The sequence below is a fragment of the Pilosibacter rotomagensis genome, assembly GCF_045062245.2.
GTDB lineage: Bacteria > Bacillota > Clostridia > Lachnospirales > Lachnospiraceae > Pilosibacter.
In genome coordinates, this window is record NZ_CM170323.1 from 91,238 (window position 1) to 112,203 (window position 20,966).

Annotated in this window: 16 protein-coding genes; 8 read left to right on the forward strand and 8 right to left on the reverse strand. The window is 49.6% G+C overall.

The genetic code is table 11. The features are described from left to right. Positions 1-3: 3 nt before the first annotated feature. From ACI3EW_RS00420 to ACI3EW_RS00450, 7 genes are all read left to right on the forward strand, one after another. The gene (locus ACI3EW_RS00420; protein WP_405580600.1) at positions 4-1,368 is read left to right on the forward strand and encodes a vWA domain-containing protein; all 1,365 of its coding nucleotides are present in this window, start codon (positions 4-6) and stop codon (positions 1,366-1,368) included. A gap of 195 nt (positions 1,369-1,563) precedes the next feature. Further along, entirely contained in the window at positions 1,564-3,111 is a 1,548-nt protein-coding gene (locus ACI3EW_RS00425; RefSeq protein ID WP_329752232.1) for an ATP-binding protein, read from the forward strand. Positions 3,112-3,233: 122 nt separating this feature from the next. Then, positions 3,234-4,106: a B12-binding domain-containing radical SAM protein gene (locus ACI3EW_RS00430; protein ID WP_117469974.1), complete on the forward strand. Its 873-nt coding sequence runs from the start codon at positions 3,234-3,236 to the stop codon at positions 4,104-4,106. Positions 4,107-4,687: 581 nt separating this feature from the next. Next, positions 4,688-6,877: an anaerobic ribonucleoside-triphosphate reductase gene (nrdD, locus tag ACI3EW_RS00435; protein WP_117503797.1), complete on the forward strand. Its 2,190-nt coding sequence runs from the start codon at positions 4,688-4,690 to the stop codon at positions 6,875-6,877. Next, the gene (gene nrdG / locus ACI3EW_RS00440) at positions 6,877-7,428 is read left to right on the forward strand and encodes an anaerobic ribonucleoside-triphosphate reductase activating protein (RefSeq protein WP_118532219.1); all 552 of its coding nucleotides are present in this window, start codon (positions 6,877-6,879) and stop codon (positions 7,426-7,428) included. Before nrdD ends, nrdG begins: the two co-directional genes overlap by 1 nt. 319 nt (positions 7,429-7,747) lie before the next feature. Beyond that, on the forward strand, positions 7,748-8,194 hold the full coding sequence (locus ACI3EW_RS00445) for a MarR family winged helix-turn-helix transcriptional regulator (protein WP_021903993.1): 447 nt from the start codon (positions 7,748-7,750) through the stop codon (positions 8,192-8,194). After that, entirely contained in the window at positions 8,181-9,545 is a 1,365-nt protein-coding gene (locus tag ACI3EW_RS00450; RefSeq protein WP_405580594.1) for an MATE family efflux transporter, read from the forward strand. Before ACI3EW_RS00445 ends, ACI3EW_RS00450 begins: the two co-directional genes overlap by 14 nt. 143 nt (positions 9,546-9,688) lie before the next feature. Here ACI3EW_RS00450 and ACI3EW_RS00455 read toward each other — a convergent pair whose 3' ends face one another. From ACI3EW_RS00455 to ACI3EW_RS00475, 5 genes are all read right to left on the reverse strand, one after another. After that, positions 9,689-10,933 (reverse strand): 3-isopropylmalate dehydratase large subunit, encoded by a 1,245-nt coding sequence (locus ACI3EW_RS00455; RefSeq protein WP_405580591.1) that lies wholly within the window; start codon positions 10,931-10,933, stop codon positions 9,689-9,691. A 16-nt stretch (positions 10,934-10,949) separates the two neighbouring features. Continuing rightward, positions 10,950-11,441, reverse strand: a complete 492-nt coding sequence (locus ACI3EW_RS00460; RefSeq protein ID WP_405580588.1) for a LeuD/DmdB family oxidoreductase small subunit — start codon at positions 11,439-11,441, stop codon at positions 10,950-10,952. A 325-nt stretch (positions 11,442-11,766) separates the two neighbouring features. Further along, positions 11,767-13,017 (reverse strand): 3-isopropylmalate dehydratase large subunit, encoded by a 1,251-nt coding sequence (locus ACI3EW_RS00465; protein WP_405580585.1) that lies wholly within the window; start codon positions 13,015-13,017, stop codon positions 11,767-11,769. A 4-nt stretch (positions 13,018-13,021) separates the two neighbouring features. Further along, a complete protein-coding gene (locus ACI3EW_RS00470) occupies positions 13,022-13,504 on the reverse strand; it encodes a LeuD/DmdB family oxidoreductase small subunit (RefSeq protein WP_405580582.1) in 483 nt (160 codons plus the stop codon). 315 nt (positions 13,505-13,819) lie between these two features. Further along, on the reverse strand, positions 13,820-14,440 hold the full coding sequence (locus tag ACI3EW_RS00475; protein ID WP_405580579.1) for an MBL fold metallo-hydrolase: 621 nt from the start codon (positions 14,438-14,440) through the stop codon (positions 13,820-13,822). 202 nt (positions 14,441-14,642) lie between these two features. Here ACI3EW_RS00475 and ACI3EW_RS00480 point away from each other — a divergent pair, with 202 nt between their 5' ends. After that, positions 14,643-15,785, forward strand: a complete 1,143-nt coding sequence (locus ACI3EW_RS00480) for a M20 family metallopeptidase (RefSeq protein ID WP_485663247.1) — start codon at positions 14,643-14,645, stop codon at positions 15,783-15,785. Between the two features lie 239 nt (positions 15,786-16,024). On the opposite strand, the gene ACI3EW_RS00485 is transcribed toward ACI3EW_RS00480, so the two are convergent. From ACI3EW_RS00485 to ACI3EW_RS00495, 3 genes are all read right to left on the reverse strand, one after another. Further along, the gene (locus ACI3EW_RS00485; RefSeq protein ID WP_405580570.1) at positions 16,025-17,431 is read right to left on the reverse strand and encodes a HAMP domain-containing sensor histidine kinase; all 1,407 of its coding nucleotides are present in this window, start codon (positions 17,429-17,431) and stop codon (positions 16,025-16,027) included. Further along, positions 17,428-18,138, reverse strand: coding sequence for a response regulator transcription factor (locus tag ACI3EW_RS00490; RefSeq protein ID WP_118298216.1), 711 nt, complete (start codon positions 18,136-18,138; stop codon positions 17,428-17,430). The genes ACI3EW_RS00485 and ACI3EW_RS00490 overlap by 4 nt, the downstream gene beginning before the upstream one ends. A 168-nt stretch (positions 18,139-18,306) precedes the next feature. Then, complete coding sequence (locus ACI3EW_RS00495) at positions 18,307-20,703, reverse strand: endonuclease MutS2 (RefSeq protein WP_405580567.1); 2,397 nt, start codon at positions 20,701-20,703, stop codon at positions 18,307-18,309. Positions 20,704-20,966 lie beyond the last annotated feature (263 nt).

Genomic DNA, 20,966 nt, shown 5'->3' on the forward strand with positions numbered 1-20,966 from the left:
GTCATGAGAGAAGATGCGGCATGGTCGCCGATCCTGAGAGAGCAGGGCGCGCTGGAAGAACTGGCGGCGATCGGCGTTGAGATCATACGGAACGCGAGGAATGAGCTGTATCTTTCCATGCGGTTTCTCGACGTGGTCTTAAATGGTCTGTTCCCGGTGGCGGACAACAGCATCAAGGGAATCGGAACGGACGGAACCTTATTATCATTTGAGACAGGATACATCTGCGGCTGGTACCGGAGAAATCCTGTTTATGTAAACCGCATGATCCTGCACGAGACTTTCCACTGTCTCTTTGTCCACCCATGGTCGAGAAAAAAGCGGACAGAGGAATACTGGAATCTGGCATGCGATATCGCTGTGGAGTCCTTGATCGACGGGATCCACAAGCCGTGCGTCCATCTGCCGATGTCCCCGGTGCGGGCGGAATTTTACGGACGTCTGAGGAAAAAGATCAAGGTACTGAACGCGGAGAGCATCTATCACACTATGCAGGAGATGGAGCTTTCGGAGATCGAATATGAGCGGCTCTGCCGGGAATTCTGCCGGGACGATCATTCCAGATGGGAGAAAGAGGACGAGAAGAAATCTCCGAATCCCAACCGGAACCGAAAAAACGATTGGGATGACAAGCGGGAGAAGATGCAGGCGGAGATGGAGGCGTTTTCCAACGAGGCGGCGGATGACTCCAGGGAGCTGATGGATCAGCTGGCGGTGGAGAACCGGGAGCGGTACGATTACCGGGAATTTTTGCAGAAATTTTCGGTGCTGAAGGAGACAGTCCAGATCGATCCGGATGCGTTCGACTATGTATTCTACAATTATGGCATGCAGTTATACGGAAATATGCCGTTGATCGAGCCCCTTGAGACGAAGGAAGTCCGGCGGATCGAGGATTTTGTGGTCGTTATCGACACTTCGATGTCATGTTCCGGGGAGCTGGTGAAGAAATTCCTGGAAGAGACCTACGGGGTGCTGGCTCAGTCGGAGAGCTTCTTTAAGAAGGTCAATATCCACATTTTGCAGTGCGACGATAAAGTACGGCAGGATGTGAAGATCGAGAGCGAGGAGGACCTTCGGAATTACATGGACCACATGGAGCTCCATGGCATGGGCGGGACTGATTTCCGCCCGGCATTCCTGCATGTGGACCAGATGATCAAGGCGGGAAAGTTCAGCAGGCTGCGGGGACTTCTCTATTTTACGGACGGATATGGGACATTTCCGGTGAAAATGCCGCCATATGACACGGCCTTCGTGTTTATGCGGGATAATTATACTGACGCGGACGTTCCGCCTTGGGCGATGAAGGTGATTCTGGACCCGGAGTCGATGGAGGACGTGGGGAAAATATTAGATGGAAAATAGTAACTGTTCAGTAGGTCTGCGCATTTACTGCGCTGACCGTAAGAAAACTTAGAATGGAAGGCAAAAATCCTATCGGCATAGCCGATTTGGAATGGATTTTTGCGCGTAACTGTGGGGGTGCTGAACAGTTACGGAAAGTAAAAGGTTTGATAGGCTGGTTCACGGACTGTAAAAATTATACCGGAGTAAAAAGATATGAACATCAAGCGTGCAAAACAGGAAATTAAAAATACGATACAGGTGTATCTGACGAAGAACGAACACGGGGAATACGAGATCCCGTCCATGCGGCAGCGCCCGGTGCTGCTCATCGGTCCGCCAGGAATCGGAAAGACCCAGATCATGGAGCAGGTGGCGCGGGAGTGTGGGATCGGTCTCGTCTCCTACACGATCACACACCATACGAGACAGAGTGCCATCGGTCTCCCGTTTATCTCGGAGAAGACTTACAGTGGGAAGAATGTCCATGTGACGGAATATACCATGAGTGAGATCGTCGCGGCGATCTACAATAAGATCGAAGACACAGGACTCTCCGAGGGACTTCTCTTCATCGATGAGATCAACTGCGTTTCCGAGACGCTGGCCCCGGCCATGCTGCAGTTTTTGCAGTATAAGACTTTCGGAAATCATAAGATCCCGGATGGCTGGATCATCGTGGCAGCAGGAAACCCGCCGGAATACAATAAATCCGTGCGGGAATTCGATATCGCGACCTTAGACCGCATCAAAAAGATCGATGTGGAGGCGGATTTTGAGGTCTGGAAGGAATACGCGAAACAGGCGGATATCCATCCGGCGATCCTGTCGTTCCTCACCGCAAAGCCGCAGTATTTTTACCAGGTGGAGACCACCGTGGACGGAAAAGTGTTCGCGACACCTCGTGGATGGGAAGACCTCTCCGGATTTTTGAAGGTCTGCGAGAAGGTGGGGCTTACCTGCGACCGGGAGGTTGTGGTACAGTATATCGAGCACCCGCGGATCGCGAAAGATTTTGCGAACTATCTGGAATTATATAAGAAGTATCAGGCGAGATACCAGATCGACGAGATCCTGGAAGGAAAGCGGGACGAGCACCTGATGGAACAGGCGGCGAAAGCGCCGTTTGATGAGAAGCTTTCCATCATCAGCCTGATTTTAGCGAAGCTCGATGTGGAGTTCAAGGCTTATGCGCAGAAAGAGGATTATCTGGAAGTGCTGTTTGGAGAGCTGAAAGCATTCAAGAGAAGCTTGGAAGGTAAAGCGGAGGCCGGAGAAACGATAGAGACAGTGCCGCAGACTCCGATCGCCATCTTTTCCCAGCAGATCGAGGCATTCACTGCGGTATCCGAGCAGAAACAGAAAGCCGGACTCCTCACGAGGTCGGAAAAATATCGCTGTGCCGATGTCACAGCGGCCATGAACCGGTATCTACAGACTGTGAAAGCAGAACTGTTATTTGATGGCGGTGAGATATTTGACCGGTTCCGGGAGATGTTTGGTGACGAACGGACAGAACTTGAGGATCTGTGCGCTCATGCCGGACAGACACTGGAGTATGCCTTTGATTTCATGGAAGGAACGTTCGGCAGCAGTCAGGAGATGGTGGTGTTTATCACGGAACTCAACTCCAGTGCCTCGGCAGTGCGGTTCTTACAGGAGAATGAGTGCGAACGGTATTATGAATACAATAAAAATCTATTGTTTGATGAAAAACGGGCAGATATTTTGAGCCGGTTGGACAGATTGGGAGCATTCTTTTAAAGAAATGTGGAGCTGAAAAATCCTTAAAGACAGGATTTGCAAAATAAGTATATAAAATAGGGTTGTGCTTACGGAATCATGTGAGCATGTGTTAAAGAGAAATTGGAAAGGAAAATTATCATATGGAATACGAAGGAACCGTATACCGCCCGCCGAGCGAGGCGAGAAGCTTAATTATTCAGGTGACTGTGGGCTGTGCCCATAACCGGTGCACCTTCTGCAACATGTACCGGGTGAAAAAATTCCGAGTGCGGACAAAAGAAGAGATCATGAAGGATCTGGACGAATGCCGCGATTATTACGGACCGTATGTCAGCCGTGTATTCTTTGCGGACGGTGATGCACTGGTGGTAAAGACAGAACTTCTTTTAGAGCTTTTAGCCTATGTCCACAAAAATTTCCCGTATGTGGAGCGGATCACCTCTTACGGGACTGCAAAGGATGTTCTGGCAAAGTCTGAGGAAGATTTAAAAGCCTTAGCGGCAGCAGGACTCGAGATGGTCTATATCGGAGCGGAATCCGGTGATGACCGTGTTCTGGAGCATATCCATAAGGATGTGACGGCGGCCCAGATTGCGGCGGCGGGACAGAAATTGAAGCGCTGCGGCATCAAGACCTCTGTGACGCTGATCTCCGGCCTCGGCGGAAGAAAAGGGATCCGGGAACATGCCATCAAGTCGGCGGAGCTGATCAATCAGATGAATCCGGAGTATGCCTCCTTCCTGACATTGCGCCTCTATGAGGGAACCCAGATGAATGAGGAAGTAAAACGCGGGGAGATGGAGCTTATCACCCCGGACGAGATCGTGGAGGAAATGGAGCTGTTTTTAACACACATTGATTCTCCCGGAACGATCTTCCGGACAAACCACGCGTCCAACTATGTAGTGCTTGCGGGAACTTTTAACGAAGATATTCCGAAAATGCTGGCACAACTGGAGGACGCAAAGAAAAGACAGCGTTACCGCCTTGAAGAATGGCGCAGACATATTTAAGTAAGAAGAGCAGAGAAAACAGTCCCGCGGGCTTTCTGGACGCTTAAAACGGCAGAAAAATGGCTCGCGGGATATGCCTTTTCAGGGCTTTCCGGGACGATCCCGGAGGGGACTCTTCTTGTAGATTGTATTCAAAAAACAACAATATATAGTTTTGAATCATGAATTTTTCACCATATATATGGTTTTGGTATATCATATTTATATAGCAGTACTCCTTGCAATCCGGGAACAATACAGTTATAATAGAATCGTTCTCGCGTGAGTGACTAAAAATAACATGGCGGGAATATGACATGACCGCCTTAGGAGACTCGTGGCGGCAGGTCCGACAGATCAATCATAAAATATCTAAATCAGATAAAATTTCTGTATAATTCTGAAAAAAACAAACTGTATATACAACCAAGAAAACTATCAGCAATTGAAATGTACATGCCTGAGGTCGGCCGGTAAATGCGCGGACCTGTAGGTCAGCTGTGTTTTTTAGCAGAATAGACAGAAGAGAAAAACAGGCAACGGCAGTTGTGCGTAAAGCGGACAATTCTGCCAACACAATGAAATGAAACGGGGAATCAGGGATGAAGATCATCAAAAGAAACGGAGCGGAGGAAAGTTTTGACACGCTCAAGATCGTAAATGCGGTCCAGAAGGCGTGCAACGCCACAGAAAATGCCTATCTGGCACCGGAACAGCTTACGGATATCGCAGATTATGTAGAGTACAAGTGCAATAAGCTGGGACGTGCTGTGTCTGTAGAGGAGATTCAGGATATGGTCGAGAACCAGTTGATGGCCATCGGTGCTTTTGCGATCGCAAAAAACTATGTGCGCTACCGCTATGACCGCTCTCTGGTGCGGAAAGCAAACACGACGGACAACCGGATCCTGTCCCTGATCGAGTGCAACAACGAAGAGGTTATGCAGGAAAATTCCAACAAGAATCCGACGGTCAACAGCGTACAGCGTGACTATATGGCCGGAGAGGTCAGCAAGGATCTCACGAGAAGACTTCTTCTTCCGGAAGATATTGTAGAGGCGGATAAGCAGGGAATCATCCACTTCCATGACTCCGACTATTTTGCACAGCATATGCACAACTGCGATCTTGTAAATCTGGAGGATATGTTGCAGAACGGCACCGTGATCAGCGAGACACTGATCGAGCGCCCGCATAGCTTCTCCACAGCCTGCAACATTGCGACCCAGATCATCGCGCAGGTTGCCAGCAACCAGTACGGCGGACAGAGCATCAGCCTTGCGCATCTCGCTCCGTTCGTTCAGGTATCGAGAGTGAAGATCCGTCAGGAAGTGATTGGCGAGATGAAGGATCTTGGAATTGCTGTGACAGAGGATCAGATCGATAAGCTCACGGAGGAGCGTCTCCGCAGAGAGATCACGAAGGGAATCCAGACGATCCAGTATCAGGTCGTAACACTCCTTACCACAAACGGACAGGCACCGTTCGTTACCGTTTACATGTACCTCGACGAGGCAAAGAATCCGCAGGAGAAAAAAGACCTTGCGATGATCATCGAGGAGACCTTAAAACAGAGATATCTCGGCGTTAAAAATGAAGCCGGCGTATGGATCACACCGGCATTCCCGAAGCTGATCTATGTTCTCGATGAGGACAATATCACTCCGGATGCGCCGTATTACTATTTAACAGAGCTTGCGGCAAAATGTACCGCAAAGCGCATGGTTCCGGACTACATCTCCGCGAAGAAGATGCGGGAATTAAAGGGCGATGTGTATACATGCATGGGCTGCCGTTCCTTCCTGACTCCGGACCGTTCCTACGTAAAAGGAAACCTTGCGAATGCAGGAAACTACCGGGAAGGCGAGCGCAAGTATTATGGGCGCTTCAATCAGGGCGTTGTGACGGTAAACCTTGTTGATATCGGACTCAGCGCAAGAAAAGACATGAACAGGTTCTGGGAGATCTTTGATGAGAGAATGGAACTCTGCCACCGCGCAATGCGCTGCCGCCACGAGAGATTAAAAGGAACCTTATCCGACGCGGCTCCGATCCTCTGGCAGTATGGCGCGCTTGCCCGCTTAAAGAAAGGTGAGACCATCGACAAGCTCCTCTATGACGGATATTCCACACTTTCTCTGGGATATGCAGGCCTGTGGGAATGTGTATACAGCTTAATTGAGAAGAAATTAACTGAGCCGGAAGGAAAGAAACTTGGTCTTGAGATCATGCAGAAGTTAAATGACTACTGCACGAAGTGGAAAGAGGCGGAGAATATCGATTACAGCATCTACGGAACCCCGCTGGAATCCACAACCTACTCTTTTGCGAAGAGTCTCCAGAGACGTTTCGGCATCGTAAAGGGCGTAACCGACAGAAACTACATCACGAACAGCTACCATGTGCATGTAACGGAACCGATCGACGCCTTCAGTAAGTTAAAATTAGAGTCTGAATTTCAGGCACTGTCCCCGGGCGGAGCGATCAGCTACGTGGAAGTTCCGAACATGCAGGATAATATCCCGGCTGTTCTTCAGGTCATCCGCTACATCTATGACAATATCATGTACGCGGAGTTAAATACGAAGAGCGATTACTGTCAGGTATGCGGCTACGACGGCGAGATCAAGATCATCGAGGATGACGGAAAGCTCGTATGGGAATGCCCGCATTGCGGAAACCGTGACCAGAGCAAGCTCAACGTTGCAAGACGTACCTGCGGATACATCGGAACACAGTTCTGGAATCAGGGCAGAACACAGGAAATTAAGGAAAGGGTACTGCACCTGTAATGAATTACGGAGAGATCAAAACATGTGATATTGCAAACGGTGAGGGAGTACGCGTATCTCTCTTCGTGTCCGGCTGTACACATCACTGTAAAAATTGCTTTAATGATGTGGCGTGGGATTTCGGATATGGAAAGCCGTTTACGGAAGAGACGGAAGAAATGTTATTAAAGGCGCTGGAGCCGGATTTTGTGGATGGATTATCGCTTCTCGGTGGAGAACCCTTTGAGCCGGAGAACCAGCGGGCACTTCTCCCGTTCTTAAAGAAAGTGCGCGAGAGATTCCCGAAGAAAAATATCTGGTGCTATACCGGTTATCTTTTCGATAAAGAGCTTCTCGGTGAGAGCCGGGCGAGATGTGAGTGTACGGATGAGATGTTAAGCCTGATCGATGTCCTCGTGGACGGCGAGTTTGTTCAGGAGCTCTACAGCGTGGCACTGGCATTCCGCGGTTCGGAGAACCAGAGGATCATCGACGTGAAAAAGTCTCTGGAAACAGGGGAGATCGTCTGGCATGCTCTGATGAGCCGGGGGATCTCGATGAAGTTTAATTAAAATATGAAGACAGATCGAATATAAAGGAAAGATCCGGCAGTTGGGTTGTTTTACAGGGATTTTTGATTCTGTAAGACAACTTGACTGCCGGATTTTTTTGATGTAATAGGAAATTCCGAGAAATTCCCTGTCTCACAAAAGGCACTTCTTTTTTTATAAAATCTGTAGTACAGGTAAGGACATCATGTGAAAAATGAAGTCTGGCTATGGCATCTGGATAGGCTTAGAACTGCCGCTGATCTTGACTTTTTAAGAATAGTCCTGTATACTAATATAGTTCTAAATAGAACAGTTCACTTTTGAACCAGAGGTGATACACATGAAATTTGTTGATTTTATGGCGGACAGCCGGGATTTCTATACGGGGCTCATTGATCCGGTCTGCAAAAAATACGGGCTGACCCAGATGGAATTCAATATCCTGCTGTTTCTCGCCAACAATCCGGAGTGCGACACCGCCGCCCAGATCATCAAGAAGCGGGCGTTCACAAAGTCCCATGTCTCCATGTCTGTCCGCTCATTGGAAGAGCGCGGACTGCTCACCGGGGAATATTATGGGACGGACCGGCGGACGATCCATCTGAAACTCACGGACGCTGCTGCGCCGATGGTCTCTGACGGGAAAAACGTCCAGAAACGGGCCGCCGAGATCATCTGCCGAGGATTCACCCCGGAAGAGCACCGGATGCTGTTCGAACTTATGAACCGGATCAATTCAAACATCTCAGATTACAGGAAAGAAGGAAAACTGCATGAACAACAGTAAAGAATTTCTTGGGACAGAGCCGATCGGAAAACTCCTCTTTAAGCTTGCCGTTCCATCTGTCATCGCACAGATCGTCAACATGCTGTACAATATCGTTGACCGGATCTACATTGGACATATCCCGGGAAGTGGAAGTCTCGCCCTGACCGGTGTCGGTGTCTGCCTGCCGATCATCATGGTGGTCTCCGCCTTTGCGGCTCTCGTCGGCTCCGGCGGTGCACCGAGAGCGTCGATCTTTATGGGAAAAGACGATATGGATTCCGCGGAAAAGATTCTCAGCGGCTGTTTTACGGTTCAGATCATCATTTCTGCGATCCTGACAGCAGTCTTACTGTTGTTTGGCCGCTCCATGCTCTTGACTTTTGGAGCCAGTGAAAACACCATCGACTATGCCGCTGATTACATGAGTATTTACGCTGTCGGAACGATCTTTGTCCAGATGACGTTAGGCATGAACATGTTCATCACGGCCCAGGGATTTTCAAAGACCAGTATGCTGACGGTTACCATCGGAGCTGTCTGCAACATCATTCTGGACCCGATCTTTATCTTCGGGTTTGGCATGGGCGTAAAGGGTGCGGCTCTTGCGACGATCATCTCTCAGGCGGTATCCTGCGGATGGGTTCTCGCGTTCCTGACCGGAAAGAAGACCTTCTTACGGATCAAAAAGGAGTATTTAAAGCCGGTTCCGTCTATCGTTTTTCCGTGTCTTGCGCTGGGACTTTCCACATTTGTGATGCAGTCCAGTGAGAGTGTTATCTCGGTATGCTTTAACTCTTCCCTGTTAAAGTACGGCGGAGATCTGGCAGTCGGTGCCATGACGATCCTTACAAGTACGATGCAGTTTGCAATGCTGCCGCTTCAGGGAATCGGACAGGGCGCACAGCCGATCATGAGCTATAACTACGGAGCGAGAAATATCGACCGTATGAAGAAGACATTCAAGCTCCATCTCGTGATCTCCCTGATCTATTCCACGTTGTTCTGGCTCTTTGTTCAGCTTTTCCCGGCAACCTTCGCGGGAATCTTCAGCTCCGATCCAGAACTCGTTTCCTTCACCGCAGGCGCTCTGCGGATCTACTGCGGTGCGATGTTCCTCTTTGGAATCCAGCTCGCCTGCCAGATGACCTTCGTTGCCATCGGATATGCGGTATGCTCAATTATTGTGGCGGTTGTGCGTAAATTCGTGCTTCTGCTTCCGTTAATCTTCATCGTTCCGATGTTTGTCAGCAACAAGACCATGGGCGTCTACATGGCGGAGCCGATCGCAGATGCGATTGCAGTGACATTCACGGCGATTTTGTTCTCGATCCAGTTCAGGAAAGCACTCAGAAAGCTGGAGAAAGCGTGATAAAAATTATATAATAAAAATCCGGTAATCAGAGATAACCGCAATGTATGGCTGCGTGATATTCTGATTACCGGATTTTTGTATTTCAATGGGATGATACCGACAGATGCTCGATTTGCTTACAGTTGCCGACGCGTTTTTTCCTATTCCGGACAAACGATCTTACCGGCCACCGCGCATGCCGCAGCCGTTCTCGGGGAGGCGAGATAGATCTGGACTTTGGATGTTCCCATACGTCCAAGGAAGTTGCGGTTGTTGGTAGCGACAACACGTTCACCGTCAGTCAGGATACCGCCCGCGCGTCCGCAGCAGAGGCCGCAGCCCGGGTGGGTGATCATAGCGCCTGCCTCGGCCAGAGTCTCGAGGATTCCGAGATCAGCAGCCTGTTTGTAGATCTTGCGGCTTGCCGGAGTCACGATGAGCTTTACAAATTTTGCAACCTGTCTGCCCTTTAAAACTTCCGCAGCCGCAGCCAGATCCTCAAGACGTCCGTTTGTGCAGGAACCGATAAATACCTGATCGATCTCTGTGCCCTCAAGTTCGCTGACATTGCGGATCTTGTCGACCTGGGACGGACATGCCATAACCGGAACGAAGTCCTCGGCGTTGTATTCCATCACGCGGCAGTAATTTGCGTCTGCGTCGCCGAAAAGACTCTTCTGGTAGTCATTTAAGGTAACATTGCAGTATTCCGCCGTCTTCTTGTCCGGTGTGAACAGAGCGCACTTTGCGCCGGCCTCAATGGCCATGTTGGAGATCGTCATACGGCTTGCGACTGTCATGCTCTCCACTGCGCTTCCGGAGAACTCCAGAGCCTTATAAGTAGCGCCGTCCGCACCGAGATCACCGATGAGACGGAGAATTACGTCCTTGGACATAACATTCTCCGGCAGTTTTCCGTTGATGACGACTTTGATGGTCTCCGGCACACGGATCCACATGGTTCCGGTTCCCAGGATGCTGGCCATCTCCGTATATCCGATTCCGGAGGAGAATGCGCCGACACAGCCGTAGGTCGTTGTGTGGCTGTCTGTACCGAAGGAAACATCGCCCGGTTTTACATATCCGGCTTCTGTCATCAACTGGTGGCAGATTCCGTCGCTTCTGTGGACGTGGGTCATGCCGTATTTTGCGGCAAACGCATCGCCGACATGGAAATGTCTTGTATCGTCAAGCTGGCTTGCCGGAACAAGGTGGTCGTAGATCAGAACGACCTTATCCGGATCCCACAGTTTTTCAAAGCCCATCTCTTTAAATTTCTCTGCCACGAACGGAATAAAAATGTCGTGGATCATGACGCGGTCAACATTTACGGTCACGATATCACCCGGCTTTACGGACCTGCCGGTGTTATGTTCAACGATCTTCTCAATTACAGTCTTTCCCATTTCGTTTTCCTCCCGTTCAGTCCAAACCATTCAGCTTGCGCATGGCCTTGACAAGGCCGCCTGCGCGGATAATGTCCATCAGATTCTCAGGAAGAGACGCAATCGGGTACTCGTTTCCGTTGTAGTCGATGTGCTCGTTCATCACAACGGATACGGTATCGCCCTCTTTGATGTCATCGTAGAGTGTCGGCTGTTCGATGAGGAGCAGGCCGTTGTTGATGGAGTTGCGGAAGAAGATCCTCGCGAAGGATTTCGCGATCACGCACTGGATTCCCAACGCTTTGATGATCTCCGGTGCCTGTTCTCTGGAAGAACCGCAGCCGAAGTTTTTTCCAGCAACGATGATGTCACCGGGCTTGATCTGGGCAGCCAGCTCCGGGCGGAGCGGGGAAAATCCATACTGTTTCATATCGTCAATGGTCTTTAATGCAAGGTACTCGGTCGGGATGATGATATCGGTGTCGATGTCATCGCCCAGAACCCAGACCTTTCCAGTCATTTTTTCCATGTAAATATCCTCGATTTCTATACAAATATAGTGATCATATTCAAAAATGCATATTGCCGTATCATTCTGGCAAATACCAATAAGTAATTTATCCGTAACTGTTCAGTAGGTCTGCGCACTTGCTGCGCTGACCGTAAGAAAACATAGGCTGGAAGGCAAAAATCCCATCAGCGAAGCTGATCTGGAATGGATTTTTGCACGTAACTATGAAGGTACTGAATAGTTACATTTATTCTATGTATAGGGGCATTACTGGTGGAACGACACTTCTGCCTGTATAAAAGTACAGGCAGAAGTGAAAATAGTCTTTACAAATCGGTGCAGATTATAAATCACTCGCTAATGCAATTTCGCCTTTAATAGCAGATGCCGTAACCGTCGCAGCGGATCCAAGATATACCTTGGAGCTCGGATGACCTGCGCGGCCCTTGAAGTTTCTCGTACCGGTGCTGATCAGGACTTCGTTCTCGCCGATCACACCCTGGCAGCTGCCCCAGCATACGCTGCAGTTCGGGTTCATGACGATCGCGCCGCCCTCAATAAAGGTGTCGATCAGCCCTTCCTTCAATGCCTGAAGATAAACGGTCTGACTTGCCGGAACGACAAGAAAACGAACCTTTTCTGCAACATGTCTGCCCTTTAAGATGGAAGCGCCGACTCTCAGATCCTCGATACGTCCGTTGTTGCAGGAACCTAAGAATGCCTCGTCGATCTTCACGCCGCGGACTTCCTCAGCCGGAACCAGATTATCAACGAAGTCTGGTTTCGCCACTACCGGACGGATCTTGGAGAGGTCAAAGGTATATTCTCTTGCGTAGACTGCGTCCGGGTCGCTTGTGAAGAGTGCCTTCGGCTTTCTTCCGTGAGCTTCCAGATATTCGATGGCTTTCTCGTCCGGCTCAAAGATACCGGTCTTTGCACCTGCCTCGACAGCCATGTTGCAGAGGACCATACGCTCACTGATGCTTAAGCTCTTTGCACCGTCACCGGTGAACTCCATAACCTGGTAGTTGCAGCCGTTTGCGCCGATGGTGCCGATGATGGTCAAGATCAGGTCTCTCGCGTAAACGCCTTCCGGCAGCTTTCCGACGAGGTTGAATTTTACAGTCTCCGGAACGAGAACCCAGGATTTGCCTGTCACCATGCCGTAGAGAAGGTCGGTACAGCCAACGCCGGTACCGAAGGCACCGAGAGCGCCGTAAGAGCAGGTGTGGCTGTCAGCACCGAAGATCAGCTCGCCCGGGCAGACATAATGTTCCATCATAACCTGGTGGCAGACGCCTTTTCCCTCCCAGAAATCAATGTTGTTTTCCTTCGCGAAGTCGCGCATCTTCTTCTGGGATGCCGCTGTCTTCGGGCAGTCGGACGGAACATTGTGGTCTACAATGAATACCATCTTCTTTGTGTCCGCGATATGCGGATGTTTTAATTTATTGCGGTACATGTCAACGGTCAGATGGGTAGTTCCGTCGTTACTCATCATACGGTCTAATGTTACAGTATGGATATCTCCCGGTTTTACGTAGTCAACTCCGGCTGCCGCCGCAATGATCTTTTCTGCAATCGTCATTCCCATTGTCTTAGTCCTCCTCACGGTTTAAAGAAGCGATCAGTCCGCCCTGATTTAAGATGTTCTGCATGTATTCCGGCAGCTTTGTGCAGGAATATGTCTTTCCGTTTGCGTGGGCAGTTCCGTCAGACATGGAAAGTTCCATGGTGTCACCGGTCTTTACATCATCCGGCAGGTCTTTACAGACGATGACCGGAAGTCCGATGTTGATGGCATTTCTGTAGAAGATCCTCGCGAAGGATTTCGCAACAACAGCCTGTACGCCGAGAGCTTTTAAGACGCCCGGTGCCTGTTCTCTGGAAGAACCGCAGCCGAAGTTCTCGCCGCCGACAACAAAATCACCAGGTCTTACTTTTTTCGGGAAATCCGGGTCAAGAGACTCGAATGTGTGCTCTTTCATCTCTTCCAGATTTGGTAAGAGCAGATACTGGGATGCAATGATCTGATCGGTATCAAGGTCATTATGAAATTTAAAGATCGTTCCTTCTGCCATGACTTTATATGTTCCTTTCTTATCTAAGAAATATTAAAAGACAGCTGCAAAAATCCAGACCGTCAGCCGCCTTAACAGTTCATGAATTCTTTCGTTTCCTCATTATAGCATAGGATTAGGCATAAATAAAATGGCGCGTATTGATATGGCACATAACTTAAAGTTATAAAATTATGATGCTTTCCAACGCCGGGAAAAGGCCATAAAAATTGCTGCAGTTAAACTCTGTATTTGAACGGACATGACAGCTGTATTTTTACACTGCCGGTCGGATCATCACGGAAAACTGCAGCAAAAATGGAACTTATCGGTTTATTACAGCTTTAAAACCGCTGTCTGCGGTCTTGTCTCAGCCGTCAGGAGCAGTGCATTGGAATCGTACTCCACTACATTCCGGCAGAGTCCCGTAAATTCCTCCAGCCGTCCGATCACCGGATAGCCAAAGTGGTCGGAGCGGTAATGCATCGGGATCACAACGCGGGGAGCGAGGTCATCCACCACAGCCTTCGCCTGCGCCGCGTCGATGGTGTAGTAGCCGCCGACTGGGATCAGGATCGCGTCGAGATGCTTTAACAGATCCTTTTGTTCTCTGGTAAGAGGACATCCGATGTCACCCATATGGGCAATTTTAAGTCCATCTGATTCTAAAATGTGGATCCGGTTCGGTCCACGGAGGGCTCCCTGTTCCGGGTCATGCCAGGTGTCAATTTTCGTGATGGAAAACGGGTTCTTTGTCCCGCTGTGCTTTAAGGTCACTGCGTCCGTGTACCCGTGGTCACTATGTTCGTGGCTGCAGAGTACCATGTCTGCGGTGAGGGAAAGCGGCGCGAGTCCCGGTACCGTATTTGGGCCATATGGATCAAAAACAATGGAAAACCCATCTTTTTCAACGGTAAAACAGGAATGACCATTCCAGGTGATAGAAATAGAATTCATAATTATGTCCTCCTCTCGAGCAGTTAGAAATGATTGAGCAGATGACTATATTTTATCATGAAACGCAAGGAGATTCAATGGACGAAAAGCAAGGTCCCATCTGTGCCAGAGTGGGAAATTTATGTGATCAGTGCTTGAGAAATCAAGAGCAGCCGCGGTATAATAGTGGATATAATATCGGGAATAACAGGAGGAAATGACGATGGAGCTTACACAGGTAAAGCACGAGATCGAAACATTGGCGGAGAAACACCGGGATGAGTTTGAGACGGTCAGTGCATACATATTTGCTCATCCGGAGCTGGCATACCATGAAACGCTGGCGCAGGATCAGCTATGCGGGCTGTTGGAAAAGCATGGTTTTAAAGTACAGCGGGGAGCCGGCTCTCTGGAGACCGCATTTGTGGCAGAATACCGGAGCGGAAAGCCGGGAATGACCTTTGCGTTTATGTGCGAGTACGACGCACTCCCTGAAATTGGACATGCATGCGGACACAATCTGATCGGCACCAGCGGAGCCGGCGCCGGTGTGATATTAAAAGAGATCATGGAAAAATACGGGATCGGCGGAACCCTGAAGGTTCTTGGAACACCGGCAGAGGAAAACGGAAGCGGAAAGATCACGATGCTGGACGAAGGAATCTTCGATGGTGTGGATATGGCGCTGATCATGCATCCGAGTGATATGTCCATGGCAGATGATATCTCATTTGCAGCCGTAAATAAGACATATACCTTCACCGGAAAACCGGCACATACCGCAGCGTGCCCGTGGATGGGGGCCAGTGCATTAAACGGAGTTCTCCAGATGTTCCATGCGGTAGATTCCCAGAGACTTCATTTTAAGGATTACACGAGGGTTCATGGAATTATCCTGGAGGGCGGAACCGTTGTGAATATTGTTCCGGAGAAAGCTGTATGCCGGTTTAATATCCGGGCATTAGACGCAGGCTATTTAGAAGAAGTGATTGCAGTCATTGACCGCTGTGCAAAGGGTGCGGCGATTTGCGCTGGTGTAGAGGTTGAGATCAAACAGGACGGTTATCTCATTAAGGATGTGCGCAACAACCGGGAACTTGTGACGGCAGTGGAGAAAAATATGGATCTGATCGGAGAACACCACATTCCGCGGGATCTGACTCAGGGAATCGGATCCACGGATGTCGGCAATGTAACTCAGGCACTCCCTGCAGCCCAGTTCTATATCGGTGTGGGCGAAGGATTAGGAACCCATACAGCAGCATTTGCGGACGCTGCAGGAGGCGAAGCAGGAAGACGTGCTCTCACTGCCGCAGTAAAGGTGCTGGCAATGACAGGACTTGATATGATGTCCGGCCGATCATAAAAAATAACAAAGCATGAAGGTGGTTGTTCATGCGACCAGGACGAAGATGAAAGAAATCTAAGGAAACTAAAGAAATTGACAGAAATAAAAATCTCTGCCCGGACACGTCGAGGTGTGTCCAGACAGAGATTTTTTGTGCACTGTGCGAAAATATAGATTGTCGCAAACGACCGCGCGAGATGCGAGTAACAAAAAACGGACACAGAATAGATATTTCTGTGTCCGGATGTTTGGCTGTATTACAGTGCCGTCGCCTTCGGCAGCGTAAAGATAAATTCCGATCCGACCCCCTGGGTGCTGATCACATCAATATTTTCCCCATGTGCCTGTATGATCTCTTTTACGATTGCCAGACCGAGTCCTGTTCCCTTCTTATCCTTACCTCTGGAGAGATCCGACTTATAGAAACGGTCCCAGATCTTCTTGATACTCTCTTTCGGAATACCGATTCCCGTATCCTTCACGGAAACAAAGACTTTCTCGTACTTCAGCGAAGTCTGGATATAGATTACAGAGTTCTCACGGCTGAATTTGATGGCGTTGTCGATCAGATTGTAGAGCACCTGCTGGATCTTACCGAGGTCTGCATACACCATCTGGATATCCGCAGCGAAGGTGAGATCGAGAACGATATCCTTTGCATTGCAGGTTCCTTCAAAGGTTGCCGCAGTATCTTTAATAACGCGGTTGATGTCGAAGTTGCTGCGGGTCAGGAATCCTTTGCTGTCGAGAGAGTTTAACGTCAGCATGCCCTGCGTGAGCTTGTTCAGACGCTCGGTTTCAGAGATCAGAATGCCGAGGTATTTGTCGTAAAGTTCCGGCGGGATCGTTCCGTCCTTGATCGCCTCGAGGTATCCTTTGATCGAGGTCAGCGGGGAGCGGAAGTCATGGGAGACGTTCGCGATGAAGGAGTGTTGGTATTCCTCCATTTTATTTAACTCACTGGACATATAATTTAAAGTATTAGCAAGATATCCCATCTCGTCGGCGGAAGTTACCTTGATCGTGTGATTTAAGTTCCCGGCCGCATATTCTTTTGCGCCTTCCGTGATCTTCTTTAAAGGGAAGAAAACGGTTTTTGTGAAGACGAGGAGAATAATCAGGGACAGGATGAAGATGACCAGTGCCGTAATGTATACAATGTTCAGAATACGGTCTTCCCCATGAACGATCTGTTCGATAGGCATGTGGATCATCACGTATCCATACGTGTTAAAATTTCCTGTGATCGGTGCGATGACAGACAGCATGTCCTCATCAAACATGCCGAAAAATCTGCCGGTCATGTACGAGCGGTTTCCCGCCGCTGTGGGGTCAAAACCATCGATGGAGGTGCCGATGTGGGAGGCAGGAGATGTCTCCGCAACGACGCTGCCTTTCTGGTTGATGACCCAGGCCTGGGCCTTTAAGTAAGTGGCGACAGCCTGTAGCTGCGGGTTGGCTGTCGAAAGACTGATATTTTTTCCCTGATAGATATCGCTGTAGGTGGAGGCGAGAAGATTTGCCTCATCATAGAGGGATTCGGATCGTTCCTCCAGAAGATACCGGTAAGTGATCTCGGAGGACATGGTCGCGATAAAAATGAATCCCAGAAGACCGAAGACGAGATATCCCAGAAGGAATTTACTGTAAAGAGAACGGGTCATCGTCTTACCTCGAATTTATAACCGATCCCCCAGACGGTGGACAGCGCCCAGTTTTCATCGTCGCGGATCTTCTCGCGAAGGCGTTTGATGTGGACGTCTACGGTCCGGGTATCGCCGATATACTCATATCCCCAGATATGGTCCAGCAGCTGCTCACGGGTGAAGACCTGATTCGGGGAGGAAGCAAGGAAATATAAGAGTTCCAGCTCCTTTGGCGGCATGTCGACCGAATGGCCTTTATAGAGGACTGAATAGTTCGTCAGGTTGACGATCAGGTTCGGATACTCCACATATTCGCCCTGCTGTTTTGTCGCAGCGGATATGCTGACCGGAGCCGCCTGATAACGGCGGAGAACAGCCTTGACTCTGGCGACAAGTTCTTTTGAATCGAAGGGCTTGATCATATAGTCGTCAGCACCGAGCTCCAGACCTAAAACTTTGTCGAAGACCTCGCCCTTTGCGGACAGCATGATGATCGGTACCTGGGAGGTCGTTCGGATCTCCCGGCAGACCTGATAGCCATCCATGCCCGGCAGCATCAGGTCGAGAAGGATCAGGTTCGGCTTAAAGACCGGAACCTCCTTCAGGGCGGATTCTCCGTCCCCGACGATCTTTGTATCATAACATTCTTTCATCAGGTAGAGGGAAATTAACTCTGCAATATTCTCGTCATCATCAACGATGAGAATTCTCTGTTTATCGACCATGGAGGTCTCCTCCTTCTAAAGTTTATCGTAAAGATTGAGATTTTTGCCTGTAAAGCAGGGCAGGTTTCCATTTCCTATATGATTTCAGGTAAAATCGAAACCTTTGCGGTTGACATAACTTCAAAGCAGCATCGCTCTGGCAAAATCCAAGGTAGTTTCGATTAAAAGTTACTTGAAGGTCACAATAGTAACTCCCGTATCACCTTCTCCGAACTCACCGAGCCGGAATTCTTTCACATATTTGAGCTTTTTCAGATGCTTATGGACCGCAGCTCTCAGAGCACCGGTTCCCCGTCCGTGTACAACGCGGACCTGCGGAAGATGGGCGAGGTAAGCGTCATCCAGATATTTGTCGAGGACAGGCATCGCCTCGTCCGTGGTCATTCCGATCAGATTGACTTCCGGGGAGACAGAGAAGGACTTCGCCATCTTGATCTTTCCGCTTCCCGTGTTGTTCCGCTTCATGGCAGCCGGATCGAGTCCCGGTCCGGATACGGATGCCTCGTCTAAAAGTTCCAGATCTTTGATATTCACAAGGGAGCGCAGGATCCCCATCTGCACATAGAGATCGCCTTTTGCGTTCGGCAGTGTGCTGACAGTTCCCTTTAAGTTCATCGTGAGAACTTTGACACCGTCGCCGATCTTTAATTTCTTCGGCGAGATCGTCTTTTTCGGTCCCTTATTGTTCTTGAGACTTAAGTTTTTATCGACTTTGTCCAACTTTTCGCGGAGCTTTGTCCGTTCGGCTTCCAGTTCTTTTCCGACACCGGAACTTGCGGCGAGCTTGTTGATATTCCGGATCGTCTGGTCAGCGGTCTCCTTTGCTTCGCGCAGGATCCGCTGTGCTTCCTCGTTGGCATTCTTTAAGAGCTTTTCTTTCCGCTCGTCAAGACGCTCTTCCTTCTGCTCGATATTCTTCTTTAAGCGGGAGATTTCTTCTTTATAGCTTGCAATCTCTTCACGCTCTTTCTCGATCGTCACGCGGCTCTGTTCGAGGTTCGCGAGAAGATCCTCAAATGCCTCATCATTGGATTCGAGGTGTGTTTTCGCGTCGTCGATAATATAATCCGGCAGACCGAGCTGCTTGGAGATCGCGAACGCGTTGCTCTTTCCCGGAATTCCGATGAGGAGCTTGTAGGTCGGACGAAGTGTCTCGACATTGAACTCGCAGCATGCATTTTCGACACCCGGAGTAGACAGGGCAAATACCTTTAACTCACTGTAGTGGGTGGTCGCCATGGTCCGGCACTTCATATTGTGAAGGAAGGACAGGATGGAGATCGCCAGTGCGGCACCTTCCGTCGGGTCTGTTCCGGCACACAGCTCATCGAAAAGACAGAGAGAGTGGCTGTCTGCCTGATTTAAGATCTTCACGATATTCGTCATATGGGCGGAGAAGGTACTTAAACTCTGCTCGATGCTCTGCTCGTCGCCGATATCCGCGAAGACTTCATCGAAGACGGAAAGTTCTGATCCGTCAAAAGCCGGGATCTGAAGTCCGGACTGTCCCATCAGGGTAAACAGGCCGACCGTCTTTAGGGAGACGGTCTTACCGCCGGTATTCGGTCCGGTCACGATCAGCAGGTCGAAATCTCTTCCCATCCAGATATTGATCGGAACGACCTTTTTCGGGTCGAGGAGCGGATGACGGCCGTCTTTGATATGGATGTAACCTTTCCGGTTGAATTTCGGCATGGAACAGTTGTAGATCCTGGCCAGGGCCGCCTTCGCGAAGATGAAATCCAGCTTTGTCAGGATCTCAAAATCTGTTGTGATCGGCTCGATATACGGAACAAGTTCGGTACTCAGGGCAGCCAGGATCATCTCGATCTCTTTCTGCTCTTTTAATTCCAGTTCACGCAGCTCATTGTTCAATTTGATGATCGCCATCGGCTCGATAAAGAGTGTGGAACCGGTGGAGGACTGGTCGTGGACCATTCCGGCAAACTGGCTCTTGTACTCCGCGCGGACCGGGAGACAGTAACGCCCGTCGCGCATCGTAATTACGGCGTCCTGCAGCATGGTCCGGCTGGAATTTAAGATCGCGTTCAGCTGAGTGTGGACTTTGTCCGCGGTGATCTTCATCTGGCGGCGGACATGGTGGAGTCCCGGACTTGCGTCATCGGCGATCTCATCTTCTCCGAGAATACAGCGGGTGATCTCACTGTTGATATTTGTCAGCGGTTCCAGTGTCCGGAACATCTCATCAAGAGAATCGTCAGGCAGCTCTGTATTTTCCGGGTGACGGCCGTAGTTTTTCGCACGCGCCGCGCATGTCAGAAGTCCGCTGACGGAGAGGAGTTCCATAATGCTTAAGGAACTGCCGATCTCCAGGCGTTTTAAAGAATCTCTCACATCCCGGACTCCGGCCAGTGAGAGACTTCCTTTCTGGCGGACACGGGTCACAGCGTCCGCAGTCTCGGTCTGCGCCTGAACGATCTCGTTGAAATCTGAGGACGGGGTCAGTTCCCGGCACATCTTCTTTCCGGGTTCAGACGCCGCACAGTCAGTCAGGCGTTCAATGATTTTATAATATTCAAGTGTTTTTAATACTTTCTGATTCATAGGTCGATCCTTTTTCCTTTCAATGGCAGATATTTGATTTCATTCACTGCCAGTTACAGTGCGCGGGCAGGGACGCCCGTGTCCGGTAACAAGATTCCTTTTTATGGAATATGCAGAGATTTCAGGCGAAGATGCCTGTCTGCACAGAAAAAGTATAACACAAACAGTTCAAATATCATAGGGATTTTTTCCTGTGAAAAGTAACAGGGATGCTCTCACTCAGGACCCGTGGATGCCAAGTTTTTCTTGCATAATAAGTAGAA